The organism is Catenulispora sp. GAS73 (assembly GCF_041262085.1).
GTDB lineage: Bacteria > Actinomycetota > Actinomycetes > Streptomycetales > Catenulisporaceae > Catenulispora.
In genome coordinates this window covers 386,108-401,958 of the sequence record NZ_JBGCCM010000004.1, presented here as the reverse complement: position 1 = coordinate 401,958, position 15,851 = coordinate 386,108, and the positions used below count along the sequence as shown (strand labels likewise).

The following is a 15,851-nucleotide window of genomic DNA, read 5'->3' as shown; positions in this document are numbered from 1 at the left end:
CCGTGCATACCCGGTATCTATATAGCCGTGACCCGCAACCATACCGAGTATGCACGGACCCGATAGCGTGTCCGTCAAGCACTCTCTCCTGGCCGTTCTCGCCGACGGCGACCGCTACGGCTACCAACTCCGCGCCGAGTTCGAGGAACGCACCGGCGCCACTTGGCCGCTCAACATCGGGCAGGTCTACACGACGCTGAGCCGGCTGGAGCGCGACGGCTTAGTCGAGCCCGCCGGGCAGGATGCCGCCAACCACGTCTTCTACCGCATCACCGAGGCCGGGCGGGACGAGCTGTTCGCCTGGTTCGCGCGGCCGGTGACCCGGGCCGAGCGGCCGCGGGACGAGCTGGCCGTCAAGCTCGCGCTGGCCGTGACGGTCGCCGGGGTCGATGTGGCCGCGATCGTGCACGCGCAGCGCAAGCACGCGCTGGCCGCGCTACAGGACTTCACGCGCGTCAAGGCCCGGCTGGATCCCGACGAACTGGCCGCCTCGCTGGTGCTGGAGTCGATGATCTTCCAGTCCGAGGCCGAGATCCGGTGGCTGGACCACGTCGAGGCGCGGGTGCTGCGGCATGCGCGCGAGGGTCGGACCTTGCCGGTCGGCCGGACGGACACCCCAGCCGGACAGGCAGACGGCGAGAGCGGCACAAGCAGTACCAGCAGTACCAGCAGCACCGGCGCCACACCGGCCGCTGCCACCAGGGAGGGGAAAACCACATGACCGGCACAACGATTCTCGAACTCCGCAACGTCACCCGCACCCACGGCAAGGGCGCCGCCGAAGTCCACGCGCTACGCGGCGTGGACCTGGTCGTACGCGCCGGAGAGCTGGTGGCGGTCATGGGTCCTTCGGGCTCGGGCAAGTCGACGCTGCTGTCGCTCGCGGGCGGCCTGGACACACCGTCCGGTGGGGAGGTGGTGGTCCAGGACACGCCGCTGAGCAGCCAGTCCAAGGCCCAGCTGGCGGCCATCCGGCGGCGTTCGGTGGGCTACGTCTTCCAGGACTACAACCTGATCCCGGCGCTGACCGCCGCCGAGAACGTGGCCCTGCCCCGCGAGCTGGACGGGCTGTCGGCCCGCAAAGCCCGGGTGGAGGCGATCGCGGCGCTGGAGGAAATGGGGCTGCGCGCCGAGGCCGACCGCTTCCCGGACGAGATGTCCGGCGGCCAGCAGCAGCGCGTCGCCATCGCCAGGGCCCTGATCGGCGAGCGCCGCCTGATCCTCACCGACGAGCCGACCGGCGCGCTGGACACCGAGACCGGCGAGGCCGTGTTGCGGCTGCTGCGCAAACGCTGCGACGAGGGCGCGGCCGGCGTCCTGGTCACGCACGAAGCCCGGCACGCCGCCTGGGCCGACCGCATCGTCTTCATCCGGGACGGCCTGATCGTCGACGAGTCCGCGCCCTCGCAGCGCGCCGAGGACCTGCTGGTCGACGACGAGGCCCGGCCATGAGCAGCTGGGGCCTGGCGCTGAGGGTGGCGCGCCGCGAAGCGTGGCGGAACAAGAAGCGCTCGGCGCTGGTGGTGGCGATGCTCGCGCTGCCGGTCGCGGGCGCCTCGGCGGCCGACACGCTGTGGCGCAGCTCGCAGATCACGGCGGAGCAGAAGGCCACCTGGCAGATGGGCCGCTACGACGCGCTCGTCGACGACATCGGCACCCCGATGTATCAGCTCCCTGACGAGAGCGACGCCGGACCGGTGCGGGACGCGTCCGGGAACACCAAGGAGCTGCGCACGACGCCGGCGAGCGCCGCCGACCTGGCCGCGCTGCTGCCGCCCGGCTCACACGTCGCGGCGCCGCAGTCGACCGACGGCACGCAGGTGCAGGTCACCGAGAGCGACGGCCGGGCCTGGGGCCAGGTGCAGGAGAGCGACCTCACCGATCCGTTGCTGTCCCCCACGGTCGACCACGTCGCGGGCTCCGCTCCGACCACCGCCGACGAGATCGCGTTGAGCAGCACGATGGCCGCCGAGCTGCACCGGGGCGTCGGCGACAGCATCACGGTGCGCGTGATCGGGCCCGGCGGACGCGAGGCGACTCCCGCGGTATTGGTCGGGCCCAATGGACAGGCGACGCCGATCCAGACGCCCCCGCCGTCCTCATCGCAGGACACGACAACCGTGTCCCGAACCGTCCGCATCACCGGGATCTACGACAGCAAGCTGCAACCCTACAGCGACGTCGTCTTCTCCCGTCCCGGGGTCTTCACCCAGCAGCACACCGGCGGCAACACCGCCTTCCCGATCACGGTTCCCGGCGGCGTCGGCTGGGACCTGACCCAGAAGCTCAACGCCCAGGGCTTCACCGTGAAGTCCAAGCTACTCATCGCCCACCCGCCGGCACGGTCGCAGGTCCCTTACTACACGGCCTACCCGAACAGCCTCTTCAGCGACAACAGCCCGAGCCGGACGCTGGCCGTGGCAGCGATCGCGCTGTCCATCGTGCTGCTGGAGGTCGTGCTGCTGGCCGGACCTGCTTTCGCGGTGAGCGCGCGCCGCCGGCGCCGTGACTTCGGCCTGCTCGGCGCGGCCGGCGCGGACGGCCGGCGGCTGTGCCGTATCGTGCTGGCCGACGGCCTGGTGCTCGGGGCCGCGGGCGGGGTGATCGGCGCCGTGGTCGGCGTCGTGGCCGCGACCGTCACCCTGCCGTGGTTCGGGCACTACACCCAGCAGACGATGGGCGGCTTCCGCCTCAAGCCGCTGGAACTGCTGGCCGCGGCGCTGGTCGGCGTCGGCACCGGCCTGACGGCCGCGGTGGCTCCGGCGGTCACGACGGCCCGCCAGGACGTCCTGACCGCACTCACCGGACGGCGCGGGCAGTCGAAGACTCCGTGGAAACTCCCGCTGATCGGGCTGATCGGCGTCGTGCTCGGCACCGCGCTGATCCTGGTGGGCGCCTGGCATCACGGCAACGCGACCTTGGTGGCCTCCGGCGTCGGGGCTGCCGAGCTGGGCCTGGTCGCGTGTACACCGGTGTTGGTCGCATGGTCCGGCAAGCTGGCCCGGGCGCTGCCGCTGACCGGGCGCCTGGCGCTGCGGGACAGCTCCCGCAACCGCGGCCGCACCGCCCCGGCGGTGGCCGCGATCATGGCCGCGGTGGCCGGGGCCACGACGGTGGCGATGGTCATCAACTCCGACGACGCCCAGCAGCGGCACTACTACCAGAGCCAGCTCCGCATGGGCCAGGCCGCGGCAGCACTCAACAACAGCGGCTCCGGCGCCACGCCGGCCCTCGCGGACCGCCTGCTCAAGCAGATCAGCGGGGTGCTGCCGACCAGGGACGCGGCCGTCCTGCAGGGCGTCGGTTACGGAGAGCACGAGTCGCCTGCGACGCCGGACGTGATCCGCACGCCGCAGAACACGTGCCCGCGGAACGTGAGCATGGCCGCGCAGGGCAACGACAAGCGCTGCGACCACGGTTTCCAGAGCGGCGTGATCCCGTTCCAGACCGGTGCGTCGAACGTCGTGGCCGGGGGTCCGGACCTGGTGCGGGTGCTGCTCGGCCGCGAGGACAAGGCCGCCGAGGACACGCTGAAGGCCGGCGGCGCGGTCGTCTTCGACAAGTACGACCTGGCCACGACCGGGGCGCACCCGACAGTCCAGATCGGCGTCAACGCACCCTGCGACCAACAGCAGGAGCAACAGCAGTCGTGCCCTGACAAGGTCACGAAGACGACCCTGCCCGCAGCGCTCGTCGACAGCCCGCGCTGGGACATCACCGTCGTGGTGCCGCCGAACGCGCTGGACAAGCTCGGGGTGAAGTTCGCACCGATAACGCTGCTGTTCGACACCACGCGCATGCCGACCAAGCAGGAGGAGAAGCAAGCCGACAACCTCGTCGGCGGGGCGGGCATCGAGCAGTCCTTCTACGTCGAGCGCGGCTACCAGAGCCAGACCTGGGTCGGCGTGCTGGCCCTCGCCTTCGTGGCCGGCGCGGTGATGCTCGGCGCGGCGGCGGTGGCCACCGGGCTGGCGATCACCGACGCACAGGCCGACCTGGAGACGCTGGCGGCGGTGGGCGCCAGACCCCGGGTGCGGCGGCTGCTGGCCGGATCGCAGGCCGCGGTCACGGCGGGGCTCGGCGCGGTGCTGGGTGCGGCTTTCGGACTGCTGCCGGGCATCGGCCTGGTGGAGGCGAAGGCGCAGCAGATCGCACAGGATCCCTTCAACACGCTGGCCGCCGAGAAGACGCAGTTCGCGCCGCCCTGGCTGTACCTCGGGGTGCTGGTCGTGGCACTGCCGCTGCTGGCCGCCGCCGGTTCGGCCGCGTTCACCCGGTCGCGGATCGAGATGCGGCGGCGGCGCGGGTAGGGCGCGGCGGCTGCCGGGAGCACGCGCCGCAGCGGCGCGCGAGCAGGGGCGCGCGCCGACACCGGCCGCGGGGACGACAGCGTCCCCGCGGCCGGTCTTTCGTGTTGTGCGGTCCGGCGTCAGCGATCAACGAGGCCTTCGCCGGCCAGGCGAACACGGCGTGGAGCGAGTCACACGTCCACGTGGAGATCAAACGACGGCGCGCCGATCCTCGACGGCATCCCGGCCGCCGCGCTCGTGACGGCGGTGCAGGAGCTGAACGCGCCGGCGTTCTTCGGAAGGGAAGTCACGCCGCCGACAGGAGAGCCGTACACGACGCACACCCGGTTGGTGTTCTCCACGCCCGAGCGGCGGGCCCGGATCGCGACGCCGGGGACGCGGCTGCCGATCCGGTTCGATCCGACGCGGCCGACGCGGGTCGAGGTGGACAAGACGGCGCTCGACCTGGACTGAGGCCTGCGATGTGGACCAGCCGGCCGGGGCGAGGGGCCGTCACAGGGCTCGCCGACACTCCGCTCAGTGCTGAAGACCGCGCGAAGATCGCGTACGGCAACGCCGAGCGCATCCTGTGCCTCAAGGTCTGACGCGGCGACGGAACTACCTCGCCTCAGGCGACGCGCCGGTCGTCGATCGCGTCGAAGTCCCAGTCGATCCCCAGGCCGGGAGCCTCCGGCGCGACCGCGTGGCCGTTCTCGACCCGCATCTGGCTGCGCGTGATCGCACGCAGCTGGGGGATGTGCTCCACGTACCGGCCGTTGGGGATCGCGGCGACCAGGCTGACGTGCAGCTCCATCAGGAAGTGCGGGCACACGTCCACATTGAACGCCTCAGCCAGATGCGCGATCTTGAGCCACGGCGTGATACCACCGACCCGCGCGACGTCGGCCTGCACGATCGAGGCCGCGCCGCGCGCCAGGTAGTCGCGGAACTGCCCCACCGAGTACATCGACTCGCCGACCGCGATCGGGATGGTCGTGGACTGCGCCAGCGCGACGTGGCCGGCGACGTCGTCGGCCGGCAGGGGTTCTTCGAACCATGACAGCCCGACCGGTTCGAAGGCGGCGGCCCGCCGCCGGGCCTCGGCGCAGGTCATCGACTGGTTCGCGTCGACCATGAGGTCCAGCTCCGGGCCGACGGCGTCGCGGACCGCGCGCAACCGGTGCAGGTCGTGCTCCACGCGCGGCTTGCCGACCTTCAGCTTCACGCCGGACCAGCCGGCGGCCTGCGACGCCTGCGCACCCCGGACGAGCTCGTCGGTCGACAGGTGGAGCCACCCGCCCTCGGTGTCGTAAAGCGGCACCTCCCGCCGGAAGCCGCCGGCCAGTCGCCACAACGGCTCAGCTGCGCGCTTGCACCGCAGGTCCCACAGCGCGGTGTCGACGGCGGCCAGGGCGAGCGAGGTGATGGCACCGACGGTCGTGGCACGGGTGGAGGCGAACAGGTCGCGCCAGATGTGCTCGACGAGGGTCGCGTCCGCGCCGGCGAGCCGGGGCAGCAGATGGTCGCGCAGCATCGCGAGGACCGAACTGCCGCCGGTGCCGATGGTGTAGGAGTAGCCGACACCGGTGTTGCCGTCATCGGTGGTGACGCTGACGAAGAGGGTCTCCTGCTTGAGGAACGCCTGGACCGCGTCGGTCCGGACGGTCTCCACCTCCAGGTCGGTGAGCCAGGCGGCGGCTTCGACGATCTTGGTCGGCATGTCCGGCATGTGCTGTCCTGCTTTCCCCGCGCCCGGCGCGCCACGCTGGGAGGCTGCGCTGGGAGGCGGCGCGTCGGCTGGATGCTGCGCGCGTTCGACCGTACAGGATGTGGTGGGGGAAGATCAGCTCGCGCTCGCGGAGGTTCGGCGACTTCGCGGCCCGTCAGGGCCGCGGCGAAATCGGGGGCCGAACCCGCGTCATGAATCGGGGATTCGCCGGTCTCTTATTGTATGGCCGATACAACTATGGACCTTGCGGCGGATGCCAAGACGACCCGGTACACGGTCCGGCTGGCGTTCCGCGTGCGCGCCAACACCGTGTCCCGGCTCGGTTATCTGTTCCCGGCCGCCTACTTCCACAGCGGGGAGCAGGCCGAGCGGTTCGGGATGTGCCTGTGGGCCACGCGGCATCAGAACGTTGTCGCCTTGCATGTGTTTCCGCCGGTCAGTGGGCGCAGCCTCGCGCCGGACGGGTGGTCGATCGCCGAGGTGGTGCATGTCGACTGCGGCACGATGCTGCGGCGGCGGGTGCCCGCGATCGTCGTGGCGCCGGGTGGCGCGATGTGGTTGCAGGAGGCGTCGCATCGGGTGGCGGCGGCTGTGGGGCGCAGGCCTGCTCGCTTGTAGGTGTGCTTGGGGCGGCGCTGTTATAAGGACACGGATAGAAGCCGCGCGGGGTTGGAAATCAGCATCCTGTCGATGGCTTGATTGCTTGTGCCCAGTTCTTCGAGACTCTGGAGGAAGACACGTCCGAGGTAGCCGTAGCCATGTCGGCCATGAGTTGCGGGATTGAGCCACATCTGGCCGCCGGTCAGGTCCTCGGACAGGAGGATCCGGTCGGCGTAGCCCTCGGCGACGAGCGTGGCCAGGCGGTGCGCGCGAGTGCGGTCGGACTGCCTGATCGCCGGCTTGTCGTGGCGGCCGTCAGGCTCCTGATGTGACGGCGCGGGGCGGCGGACGTCCCAGTACTGCTTGCCGATGGAGTCGAAACCGATGCTCACGCCTCGATCGAGGACGCGGCGGACGTAGTCGAGGTCGGGGTGGTTGTCCATGTGGCCGATCACCACGCGGTCCGGCGGGACCTCCTCTTGGACGAGCAGGTCGATCTGTTCCAGGGCCATCGTTCCGTGGGTCGTGTGCGTGCTGATCGACAGGCCCGTCAGGTGGTGTGCTCGGGCTGCGGCGCGAAGGCCGCGTTCTTCGTGTTCGGTGATGTGGCCTTCGCTGGTGGGCTGCTCGCCGAGGATGCCGGCCCGGACGCAGGTGCCGGGACCGATGTCGCCGGTGCTGCCGATGCCCGTGGTACTTCCGATGCCGGTGGTGGCGTCGGCGACGAAGCGGTGTACGAGGTCTTCGATGCCGGCCCGCCTCACCCACGCGGGGCTGAATTCCTCGCGGTAGGTGGCTGTGCCCGACACGATGTTCAGCCCGCTCCCCTCGGCGATGCGCGGAAGGAGCACGGCGTTGGCGCCGGTGGCGTCGCGGCCTGCGTCGCCGTAGGGACTCAGGTCGACGACCGTACCGAAGCCGAGTTCCCTCAGACCGCTCAGCGCCTCGACCGCGGCCGTGACCTTCGCGTCATCGAACTCTGCGTCGGTCAGCGGGCGGCCGGACGGGCCCGGCCCCACGAGCAGCGCGAGCACGTGCTCGTGGGACAGGACGCGGCCGAGAGCGCGCGGGTCGACGTCGCCTCGTACCGTCCGGCACACGGCCTGGGTTGGTTCCATGCGCCAGACGCTATGCGGCGATCACTTCGGTGAGTGCCGAACCGTCGCTCGTGGCGTCGAGGAAGAGCTTGATGAGCGCGGTGATCGTCGCCGGGGCGTCTTCGGGGCTGTAGTGGCCGACGCCTGGCAGTTCGCTGACAAACCCGCGCGGGAACGCTTCGTAGAACAGCGGGAGGAAGTGCTCGGCGGCCAGGGTGCGGTCCTCCGATCCCCAGAGTGCGAGGGCCGGGAGGCCGGCGGCGCGTTCGCGAGCCCGGGGTCCGGGCTGTTCGAAGCGGTGGGCGTCGAGCTCCAGGCCCTTGGCCCAGCCCAGCGCGCCGGCCGCGGCCTCCGGAGTCGGGAAGGGGGCGGCGTAGGCGCGGAGCCAGGACGCGGTGATGATCTCGTTGTTTTGGAAGCCGTTGAGTTTCAGGGTGCTGAGGATGTTGTAGCCGAGGTCGCCGAGGGTGGCGTCGAGGGTGCCCCGGGCGTGCGCCTCGGCGATCCAGGTGAACCACGCCGATCGGGCCGCGTTGGCCTTGAACGCCGCGGGCAGGCCGGGCTGGCCGAACGCGGTCGGGCCGTTGACGCTGATCACGCGGGAGACGAGCTCGGGGCGGCGGCCCAGCAGGCCCATGCCGGCCGGGCCGCCGAAGTCGTGCAGGACCAGAGTGACGTCGGACAGATCCAGGTCGGCGGCCAGCGCTTCGAGGTTGTCGACGTGGTCTTGGAGCCAGTAGGTACGGTCCGCCGGGGTCTCACTCTTCCCGAAGCCCATGTGGTCCGGGACGATCACGCGGTGCGTCGGCGACAGGTCGGCGATCAGGTGGCGGTAGAGGTAGCCCCAGGTGGGTTCGCCGTGCAGACAGAGCACGACGGGGCCGGCGCCCTCGTCGACGTAGTGCATGCGGAATCCGGCGGCGGTGCTGAAGTGCGGCTGGAAGGGGAAGGTTCCGTCGAAGGTCTCGGCGGGGTCGATCATGGCGGCTTCTCCTCGCGGTGCTGGAGCCTCGGCGGGGCTCGGGCGGGGCTAGCGTAGGCAGAAGTGGTTTCGATTTGCAACCGATGTAGTCTTGTTTCACTACCACGCGGGGGAACCAGATACCACTACCAGCCAGGAAGCGAGGAGGCGCGGCGATGACGAAGCGGCAGGCCACCCATGAGCCGTGTCCGGTGATGCGGACAGTCGACCTGGTCGGAGACCGGTGGACACTGCTGATCCTGCGCGACGCGTTCGACGGGCCGTGCCGCTTCAGCCAGTTACAACGCAGCCTGGGCATCGCCAAGAACATCCTCAGCGACCGCCTCGCCGGTCTGGTCGAGGCCGGGATCCTGCGCACGGAACCGGCCGCGGACTCCTCGGCGTACCAGGCATACGCGCTGACGGACAAGGGCCGCGACCTGTTCGACGTCATCATCGCCCTACGCCAGTGGGGCGAGCAGCACGCGTTCGCCCCCGGCGAGGAGTACCGGCCGCTGATCGACCAGACGACCGGCGAGCCGCTGCGCCCCGTGGCGTTCACCCGGGAGGACGGAACCGCGGTACGTCCGAGCGAGACGGCACTCGGGGACCTGCGGCCGATCGGAGCGGCGGCGCGGTGATGCCACGCCTGCGTTAGGAGCTCACGCGGCGGGGTACCCGGTGTTCACGGCGGCGGTGAGCAGGAGCAGCGCGACGACCATCGGGTCAGGAGCAGGGGGGACCGCTCACACGACCGCGCGATGAAGGGAAGGAACCATGAGCATCAATGGCAAGATCGAGCACACGGTTCAGCGAATGAAGGGCCACGCCGAGGAAGGCGCCGGCAAGGCCCTCGGCGACGACGACCTCGTCGCCCACGGCAAGGCCGACCAGATCGCGGCGCACGCCAAGCAGGCCGCATCCCAGGCCGGCGACGCCGCCCGCCACGTCGGGCAGCGCTTCACGAAGCGCGCCATGCGCAGGCTCGGCAGGCTGCACGAGCGGCTGCATGAGGCCGCGGATGAAGCGGCGCGGGAGGCTCGGGAGATGCCGAAGGCCCAGGGAACGCAGGCGCGGCAGGACGCTGACAAGCGCTAAGCCCTCGTTGCGCTGAGGACATTGAAAGCGTGTCGCTTCGCAGGGACGCGCGCCGGGAACGCCCGTCGCCGAGGCGGAGCCGGATCAGCCGATGCGCGGCTGTGAGCAGTCAGTTCGTCCCGGACAGTTCGACACCGCCGGCGGCTAGCCTCTCGAACGCGCCGGGCGTTCTCTGATCACTCGTCGCGAGCGCGGCTTTTGGGTCACGAGCATGCTGCCTGACGCTGTCGGCACCCGGCCAGCGCCCCTTGGACTGGAAGTACTCCTCGGCGACTGGAGCCTCCGTGTATTCGAGGAGTCCGCCGACCTTCTGCTCCAAGATGGCGCGGACCTCGATGGGAGTGGCGAAGAAGAACTCGCGACGCTCGTTGACGAAGTTCACGCGGCGATGGGCGAACGCCTTGTGGAGTTCGTTCTCAAGCGCGATGGCGTCGTCGGAGAAGAACAGAGCGTGGACGTCGTACCGGAAGGGCACCGAGGCGTCGCCGAGCTCCCGAACGCGATCCATCGGCTCTAGCCGCCTGGTCATGCCGATCTTCACAACGCCCGGCCCGAAGGCGCCGATGTTGGATATGACGTACACGTACCCTGCACGGATGTTCGCGATGCGATAGTCGTTCGCTGCGATGGCCTGCTCAATGTCGGCCAGACGGCCGGCGAATTCAGTTGCCGCTGTGTCGTCGCCCTTGGCCCGAAGCGACTCCAGCACTGTTACGTAGTGGCTGCGTTCCTTCTCCAGCCGTTCCTTCTCAGCAGCGAGTTCGGCCTCTACCCGACGTTGCTCACGAAGGAGTTCACGTTCCTCGCGCGCCTTCTGCCGCTCTTCCTGGACCTTCACTTGGAAATCGGCGGTCAACTCCAGCTCGGCGACGCGCAGCGCGTGGTAGGTCGGGTTGATCCGCATCTCCATGATGGTTCCGAGCTTCTCGATCGCGATCATCGCGGATTCGAGGCGCTTCTTCGCGGTGTGCACATTGCCGGAACGAAGCGAGCGGACGCAGTTGTCCGCCTCGGCGTTGTAAGCGCGAAGCATGAGCTTCGACAGGTCGGCGACCAGCTTGCGGCCCTTCGCCAGAGAACCGCTGAAGGTGAACAGGTCGGACGCGAGGATTGCCTGTCCGGACTTGACGAGCGTGTCGATCTCGCTTTCCAGGTCGTGAAGACGCTGCTTGTACGCTGCCGCGTCCTCAAGTGGATGGTGGTAGCGGTAGATGCCGACGTCCTGAAGGATCCGCTGGTCGGACAGCTCGATCACCTCGGAAGCCGCGTCGCCGCCTTGGGCTGCGGCGAGGGCGGCCTCAAGCGACGCGATGCGGGCCAGCAACACGTCTGTCCCGGTCGCAGTTGTCGACGCGGGTGCCGCTGCAGGTGCTGCTGGAATGCTCGGCCGCGCTTCGGGTGCGATCGCACTCTCGGCCGACTGCACGTCTGAAGCAGTCGCGAGCTCGGCATCGTCGGCGTCGTTGATGAAGAGCTCCCAGCCCTCCGGCAGCGCGGGCCACGAAGCGTCCGGCACCCACCCGGCCGGCGGCGTCCACCCCTCCGGCGGAGTCGGCCAGCCCGGTGGTGGGTTGAAGCGCATCGGTCACACGCTCCGTGCAGCGCGGACACCGCGCGAAGTGTCCGCAGGTATCAGGTCGAAGGGTGACCTCGACAGTGCAGCGCCAAGGTGTTCGAGTGTCGCCTTCGGGACGACGTAGGACAGATCGAACTTCATGAACTCCTCCCGACCCGCGGCCACGATCACGAGCGGAATCGAGGTCGGAAGTCCTGTCGCGGCATTGATCGTCTCGACGGCGACGGTCAGTGCGACCGAATGGATTTTGCCGGCGCGATCGGCGTTGAAGACCTCATGCAGAGTGCGAAGCGCGACCCGCCACAGGACATCCGCGTACCAGCCCTTCCGCTCGCGGACCGGCAACGCCGTCGTAGTCATCTCGCTGGTAGCTTTGGTGTACTTGTACTCTTTGACCGCCGGGAATTTCGTCGGCTCCGGTACGGACACCGTCACGGTCAGCTCGCGCCCCTGAAGCGTGAACGTGTGGTCGTGATCAACCGGGAAGACTTCGGGGTAGGCCGAGTTGGCGAGAACTATTCCGACGTATTCGTCGATGGCTGATTCGACGTCGAACGCCAGACCGTTGATCAATTTATCGAGCTCGGCGTTGCGACTCTCGGCCTGAGCGATCCGGGCCTCGCACTCACTCCGATACGTAGCCTGGGCTTCAGCCAGCTTACGTTGGCGAGCCCTCTCCTTTTGGTCCCGGTACACGAGGTTCCGGCTATAGGTGGCACGCGTCTCCTGATCGACGCGCGCCCATTCAGCATATGTCGCTTCGAACGCGGCTCTCGCTTCGGCGACGTTCTTCTCGTGGCGTTTTCTGCCGCCGATCGCGGCGCCCACGGTGAACGGTCGCTCCGGTTCACGCCACACCGGGGCGTAGTAGAGCTGGGGCGCGGGGACCGCCGCAATCTCGACTGCCAGCTCACCGGGCTCGAAGGGCGGATGATCGATGGAGGTGATCTTCAAAGCGGCCAGGTCGACATGACTGTCCTCGTCGAGCGTCGAGGTCAGGAGTCTGTCGATCTCCGCGTACTGGGCCGCGAGGTTCGCGTTCATCTCTTCCGCCTCGGCAAGGCGCGCTTCGACACTGAGACGCGCCGCTTCCTTCTCGGCCGCCTTCCGGTTGGCCGCCGAGGCCCGCATCGCCGCAGCTTGCGCGCTTTCATAGGCACGCCGGGCCCGCTCATGCTCGCGCTGCGCGGCAGCGGTTGCCCGTTGAGCCGCTATCGCTTGTTGCTGACGCCGCTTTTCAGCCTGCTTCGCCTGATACTGCAACTCCGCGAGGAACCCTCGCCGCTTTGCCATAACGCCCCCAAGCATTTGCACTCAGCCCGACTTCGTGCAGCCTAGTCCAACGTGGTGAGCGGTATCACCATGTTGGACATGCTGTTTAAGGGTTGGCGTGACGACGACACCGCATTGCATTTGCCTGTCATGGCCATTACTTAATATTCATCACTGAATGACACGCGCAACAAACCCGCTACCCAGTACCGCGCACTGTGACAGGGGCCTGACACGACCCGGTTCCTCCCCGGTCTGCCGTGACCTCACCCCGAACCCGCCCCAGGCGAACACCCGGCGAAGGGGCGATGAATTCCGCGCTCAACCCCTTTCCGCCAAATAAGGATGCCCTAAGCTCGACGCGAACCCGTTCCGGACGCTCGCCATGATGGGGCTCCCCTTGTCCAAGATCCCGCCGAGGCTGGCGTCGCCGAAGGTTGTGCTCGCGTTCACCGCCGCCGTGGCGGTCTTCGGCGCGGTCGCCGGTAATGCGATGCACCACTCCCCCGCCAAGCCGGAGTATGCCGCTGGGCTGCCTTCCGGTGCGTTGACGGTTGACGCCTATGACTGCGGGGGTGGGTGGACGTCGGCGAAGCCGGGGAAGCAGAACCTGCTCATCGCCAACACCGGGATCGAGACGACTGAGGTCTACCTGATCGATCCGGGCAGTGGGGCGATTTACGGGGAGCTCGTCGGGCTCGCTGCCGGGACCAGCGATCAGATGCCGGTCGTGCTCGGTGACGGGACGTATGCGTTGAAGTGCTGGCCCGCTGACGCCGATCCGGTGACCGGGCCCGCTGTGCGCGTCACCGGCGGGGCCTCCGCGGCGATGGCCGGGGCCGTGACGCCCGGGGTGCTGCCGGTGTCGCGCGCGGATCTGACCGGGCCGGTGAAGCAGTACCAGTCCTACGTCGAGAACGGCTTGGGCCGGCTGAAGCCGCTGGTCCAGAAGCTTCAGGCGGACGTCGCCGCCGGGAACCTCGACGCCGCGCGTGCCGACTGGGTGCCCGCGCATCAGCAGTACGAGCGGCTCGGCGGCGCGTACGACGCCTTCGGCGACGTCGGCGGCGCGATCGACGGGCTGCCGAACGATCTTCCCGGCGGCGTCGGCGACTCCGGGTTCGGGGGCTTCCACCGCCTCGAATACGGGCTCTGGCACGGCCAGACGGCCGCGCAGCTGACCGGGCCGGCCGGGGACCTGGTGGCGTCGGTGGACAAGCTGGCGACGGAGTTCCCCGGCGCCCAGATAGACCCACTGCAGCTGGGCCTGCGCACGCACGAGATCCTGGAGGACGCGGTCCGCTTCGAGCTGTCCGGCCAGAGCGACCAGGGCAGCGGCACGACCCTGGCGACGATCGACGCCAATATCGACGGCACGCAGGCCCTGCTGGGCATCCTGCGGCCGATCCTGACCCCCCGCGACCCCGACCTGCCGCGCATCGACGCCGCGCTGACCCGGCTGCGCGGCCTGGTCGAGGCGCAGCGGCACGCCGACGGGTCGTGGACGCCGCTAACGCAGCTCACGAACTCCCAGCGAGAGGCGCTGAACTCGGCGGCCGGGGGCGCGGTGGAGTTGCTGGCGCCGGTCGCGACGATCTGCGAGCCGCGGTTGGCCAAGTCGTGATGGGGACGACGATGGCGGCGATGGCAATGGCGGCAAAATCTGCTCGGCCGCTTGCGCCGGACACAGCAACCGCGCCGCCCACACCGACCATTCCCATGCCGCCGCCCGTGCCACCGCCCGCGCAAGCCGCGCAACCCGCATCGATCGCGCGCCCCCGAACCACCCGCCGCACCCCAGCCCCACCCCCCAGGAGCACCCGATGACCGCCCCGATCGGCCGCCGATCCCTGCTCCGGGCCGCCGGCATCGGCGGCGTGGCAGCCGCCGCGACCACCGCCGGCACCGGCCTCGCCCTGACCCACGACACCGCCTCGGCCGCCACAGCCCCGGCCGAAGCCGCAGCGGCAGCCGCGGGCAACGCCGCAGCGCCGGCCCCCGCCCCCGCCTTCCACGGCCCGCACCAAGCCGCCGTCCTGCGCGGCGCCGCCCCGGCCACGATCATGCTCGCGCTCGACGTCACCGCGACCGACAAGCCCGGCCTGACCGACCTGTTCCGCACCCTCACCGCCCGCGCCGCGTTCCTCACCGCCGGGGGCCTGCCGGACCAGGCCGGGGTCAGCGGGCCGCCGACCGACTCCGGCACGCTCGGGCCGGAGGTCGCCGCCGACAACCTCACCGTGACCCTCGGCGTCGGCTCCACGCTGTTCGACGACCGCTTCGGCCTGGCCGCGCGCAAGCCCGCCGGGCTGTTCCCGATGCCGGTCTTCGCCAACGACGACCTCGACCAGGCGCAGTGCCACGGCGACCTGAGCCTGCAGCTGTCCGCCGACCACAGCGACACCGTGCTGCACGCGCTGCGCGACATCATGCGCGGCGTCCGCGGGGCCGCGCAGATCCGGTGGCGCGTCGACGGCTTCGTCAGCCCTCCGCGCCCTTCCGGCACGCCGCGCAACCACTTCGGGTTCAAGGACGGCATCGCCAACCCCGACGTCGCCGATCCCGCGCAGATGAACCGGCTGGTGTGGGTGGACCCGGCGAAGAACCCGGCGTGGGCCGTCGGCGGGAGCTACCTGAGCGTGCGGCTGATCCGGATGCTGACCGAGTTCTGGGACCGGGTCTCGCTCGGGGAGCAGGAGAACATGTTCGGGCGGCGGCGCGGCAGCGGCGCCCCGCTGTCCGGGCACACCGAGGCCGACACGCCCGACTACTCCAACGACGCGGTCGGCGAGACGATCCCGCTGACCAGCCACATCCGGCTGGCCAATCCGCGCACGGCGGCCACCGACGACTCGCGGATCCTGCGGCGCGGGTACAACTACGACCGCGGCGTCGACCCGAACGGGAACCTCGACATGGGTCTGATCTTCACGTGTTACCAGCAGGACGTGAAGCGTCAGTTCGAGACGGTGCAGAACCGCCTGAGCGGCGAACCGCTGGACGACTACATCTCACCGTTCGGGGGCGGGTACTTCCTGGTACTCCCCGGCGTTTCGTCCGGTTCTGACTTCTTCGGGTCGGCATTGTTGATCTGAGGTATCGATCTGAGGCATTGATCCGGGTCATCGGCCTGAAGTGTCCGCGCTTCGTGTCCAGAGTTCTCACGAGATTCCCGGCGCGTTCATTGCCGTTGTCGAGACTGGCCCCGCGAAAACTGGCAAGACCGTCT

14 protein-coding genes are annotated in these 15,851 nt (G+C 69.7%); 9 read left to right on the top strand and 5 right to left on the bottom strand.

Annotation, left to right across the window (positions count from 1 at the left end; genetic code table 11):
* Window positions 1–67: 67 nt before the first annotated feature.
* The 4 genes from ABH935_RS08550 (at window position 68) to ABH935_RS08535 (ending at window position 4,763) form a co-directional block, all read left to right on the top strand.
* A complete protein-coding gene (locus ABH935_RS08550) occupies window positions 68–721 on the top strand; it encodes a PadR family transcriptional regulator (RefSeq protein WP_370377283.1) in 654 nt (217 codons plus the stop codon).
* Entirely contained in the window at window positions 718–1,452 is a 735-nt protein-coding gene (locus ABH935_RS08545) for an ABC transporter ATP-binding protein (protein WP_370377246.1), read from the top strand. The genes ABH935_RS08550 and ABH935_RS08545 overlap by 4 nt, the downstream gene beginning before the upstream one ends.
* Window positions 1,449–4,310, top strand: a complete 2,862-nt coding sequence (locus ABH935_RS08540; protein WP_370377245.1) for an FtsX-like permease family protein — start codon at window positions 1,449–1,451, stop codon at window positions 4,308–4,310. Before ABH935_RS08545 ends, ABH935_RS08540 begins: the two co-directional genes overlap by 4 nt.
* Before the next feature lie 246 nt (window positions 4,311–4,556).
* Entirely contained in the window at window positions 4,557–4,763 is a 207-nt protein-coding gene (locus ABH935_RS08535; RefSeq protein ID WP_370377244.1) for a hypothetical protein, read from the top strand.
* A gap of 154 nt (window positions 4,764–4,917) precedes the next feature.
* On the opposite strand, the gene ABH935_RS08530 is transcribed toward ABH935_RS08535, so the two are convergent.
* A complete protein-coding gene (locus ABH935_RS08530) occupies window positions 4,918–6,009 on the bottom strand; it encodes a mandelate racemase/muconate lactonizing enzyme family protein (RefSeq protein ID WP_370377282.1) in 1,092 nt (363 codons plus the stop codon).
* Between the two features lie 231 nt (window positions 6,010–6,240).
* Here ABH935_RS08530 and ABH935_RS08525 point away from each other — a divergent pair, with 231 nt between their 5' ends.
* A complete protein-coding gene (locus ABH935_RS08525) occupies window positions 6,241–6,636 on the top strand; it encodes a hypothetical protein (RefSeq protein ID WP_370377243.1) in 396 nt (131 codons plus the stop codon).
* Between the two features lie 20 nt (window positions 6,637–6,656).
* Here ABH935_RS08525 and ABH935_RS08520 read toward each other — a convergent pair whose 3' ends face one another.
* Window positions 6,657–7,736 (bottom strand): phosphotriesterase, encoded by a 1,080-nt coding sequence (locus ABH935_RS08520; protein WP_370377242.1) that lies wholly within the window; start codon window positions 7,734–7,736, stop codon window positions 6,657–6,659.
* A gap of 10 nt (window positions 7,737–7,746) precedes the next feature.
* The gene (locus ABH935_RS08515) at window positions 7,747–8,697 is read right to left on the bottom strand and encodes an alpha/beta fold hydrolase (protein WP_370377241.1); all 951 of its coding nucleotides are present in this window, start codon (window positions 8,695–8,697) and stop codon (window positions 7,747–7,749) included.
* Between the two features lie 155 nt (window positions 8,698–8,852).
* On the opposite strand from ABH935_RS08515, the gene ABH935_RS08510 reads away from it, so the two are divergent.
* Both ABH935_RS08510 and ABH935_RS08505 read left to right on the top strand, forming a co-directional pair.
* Window positions 8,853–9,317 (top strand): winged helix-turn-helix transcriptional regulator, encoded by a 465-nt coding sequence (locus ABH935_RS08510; protein WP_370377240.1) that lies wholly within the window; start codon window positions 8,853–8,855, stop codon window positions 9,315–9,317.
* A gap of 136 nt (window positions 9,318–9,453) precedes the next feature.
* Window positions 9,454–9,774, top strand: a complete 321-nt coding sequence (locus ABH935_RS08505; RefSeq protein WP_370377239.1) for a CsbD family protein — start codon at window positions 9,454–9,456, stop codon at window positions 9,772–9,774.
* A gap of 109 nt (window positions 9,775–9,883) precedes the next feature.
* Here the strand turns inward: ABH935_RS08505 and ABH935_RS08500 are convergent, their stop codons facing one another.
* On the bottom strand, window positions 9,884–11,356 hold the full coding sequence (locus ABH935_RS08500; protein WP_370377238.1) for a DUF4041 domain-containing protein: 1,473 nt from the start codon (window positions 11,354–11,356) through the stop codon (window positions 9,884–9,886).
* Window positions 11,357–11,359: 3 nt separating this feature from the next.
* Window positions 11,360–12,643 (bottom strand): hypothetical protein, encoded by a 1,284-nt coding sequence (locus ABH935_RS08495; protein ID WP_370377237.1) that lies wholly within the window; start codon window positions 12,641–12,643, stop codon window positions 11,360–11,362.
* A 367-nt stretch (window positions 12,644–13,010) separates the two neighbouring features.
* On the opposite strand from ABH935_RS08495, the gene ABH935_RS08490 reads away from it, so the two are divergent.
* Entirely contained in the window at window positions 13,011–14,246 is a 1,236-nt protein-coding gene (locus ABH935_RS08490; protein WP_370377236.1) for an EfeM/EfeO family lipoprotein, read from the top strand.
* 199 nt (window positions 14,247–14,445) lie between these two features.
* Window positions 14,446–15,717: an iron uptake transporter deferrochelatase/peroxidase subunit gene (gene efeB / locus ABH935_RS08485; RefSeq protein WP_370377235.1), complete on the top strand. Its 1,272-nt coding sequence runs from the start codon at window positions 14,446–14,448 to the stop codon at window positions 15,715–15,717.
* The last annotated feature ends 134 nt before the right edge of the window (window positions 15,718–15,851 follow it).

Coding starts and splice junctions, on each gene's coding strand:
- ABH935_RS08545 (WP_370377246.1), top strand. CDS start 718: ATGACCGGCACAACGATTCTCGAACTCCGCAACGTCACCCGCACCCAC.
- ABH935_RS08540 (WP_370377245.1), top strand. CDS start 1,449: ATGAGCAGCTGGGGCCTGGCGCTGAGGGTGGCGCGCCGCGAAGCGTGG.
- ABH935_RS08530 (WP_370377282.1), bottom strand. CDS start 6,009: ATGCCGACCAAGATCGTCGAAGCCGCCGCCTGGCTCACCGACCTGGAG.
- ABH935_RS08525 (WP_370377243.1), top strand. CDS start 6,241: ATGGCCGATACAACTATGGACCTTGCGGCGGATGCCAAGACGACCCGG.
- ABH935_RS08520 (WP_370377242.1), bottom strand. CDS start 7,736: ATGGAACCAACCCAGGCCGTGTGCCGGACGGTACGAGGCGACGTCGAC.
- ABH935_RS08515 (WP_370377241.1), bottom strand. CDS start 8,697: ATGATCGACCCCGCCGAGACCTTCGACGGAACCTTCCCCTTCCAGCCG.
- ABH935_RS08510 (WP_370377240.1), top strand. CDS start 8,853: ATGACGAAGCGGCAGGCCACCCATGAGCCGTGTCCGGTGATGCGGACA.
- ABH935_RS08505 (WP_370377239.1), top strand. CDS start 9,454: ATGAGCATCAATGGCAAGATCGAGCACACGGTTCAGCGAATGAAGGGC.
- ABH935_RS08500 (WP_370377238.1), bottom strand. CDS start 11,356: ATGCGCTTCAACCCACCACCGGGCTGGCCGACTCCGCCGGAGGGGTGG.
- ABH935_RS08495 (WP_370377237.1), bottom strand. CDS start 12,643: ATGGCAAAGCGGCGAGGGTTCCTCGCGGAGTTGCAGTATCAGGCGAAG.
- ABH935_RS08490 (WP_370377236.1), top strand. CDS start 13,011: ATGGGGCTCCCCTTGTCCAAGATCCCGCCGAGGCTGGCGTCGCCGAAG.
- efeB (WP_370377235.1), top strand. CDS start 14,446: ATGACCGCCCCGATCGGCCGCCGATCCCTGCTCCGGGCCGCCGGCATC.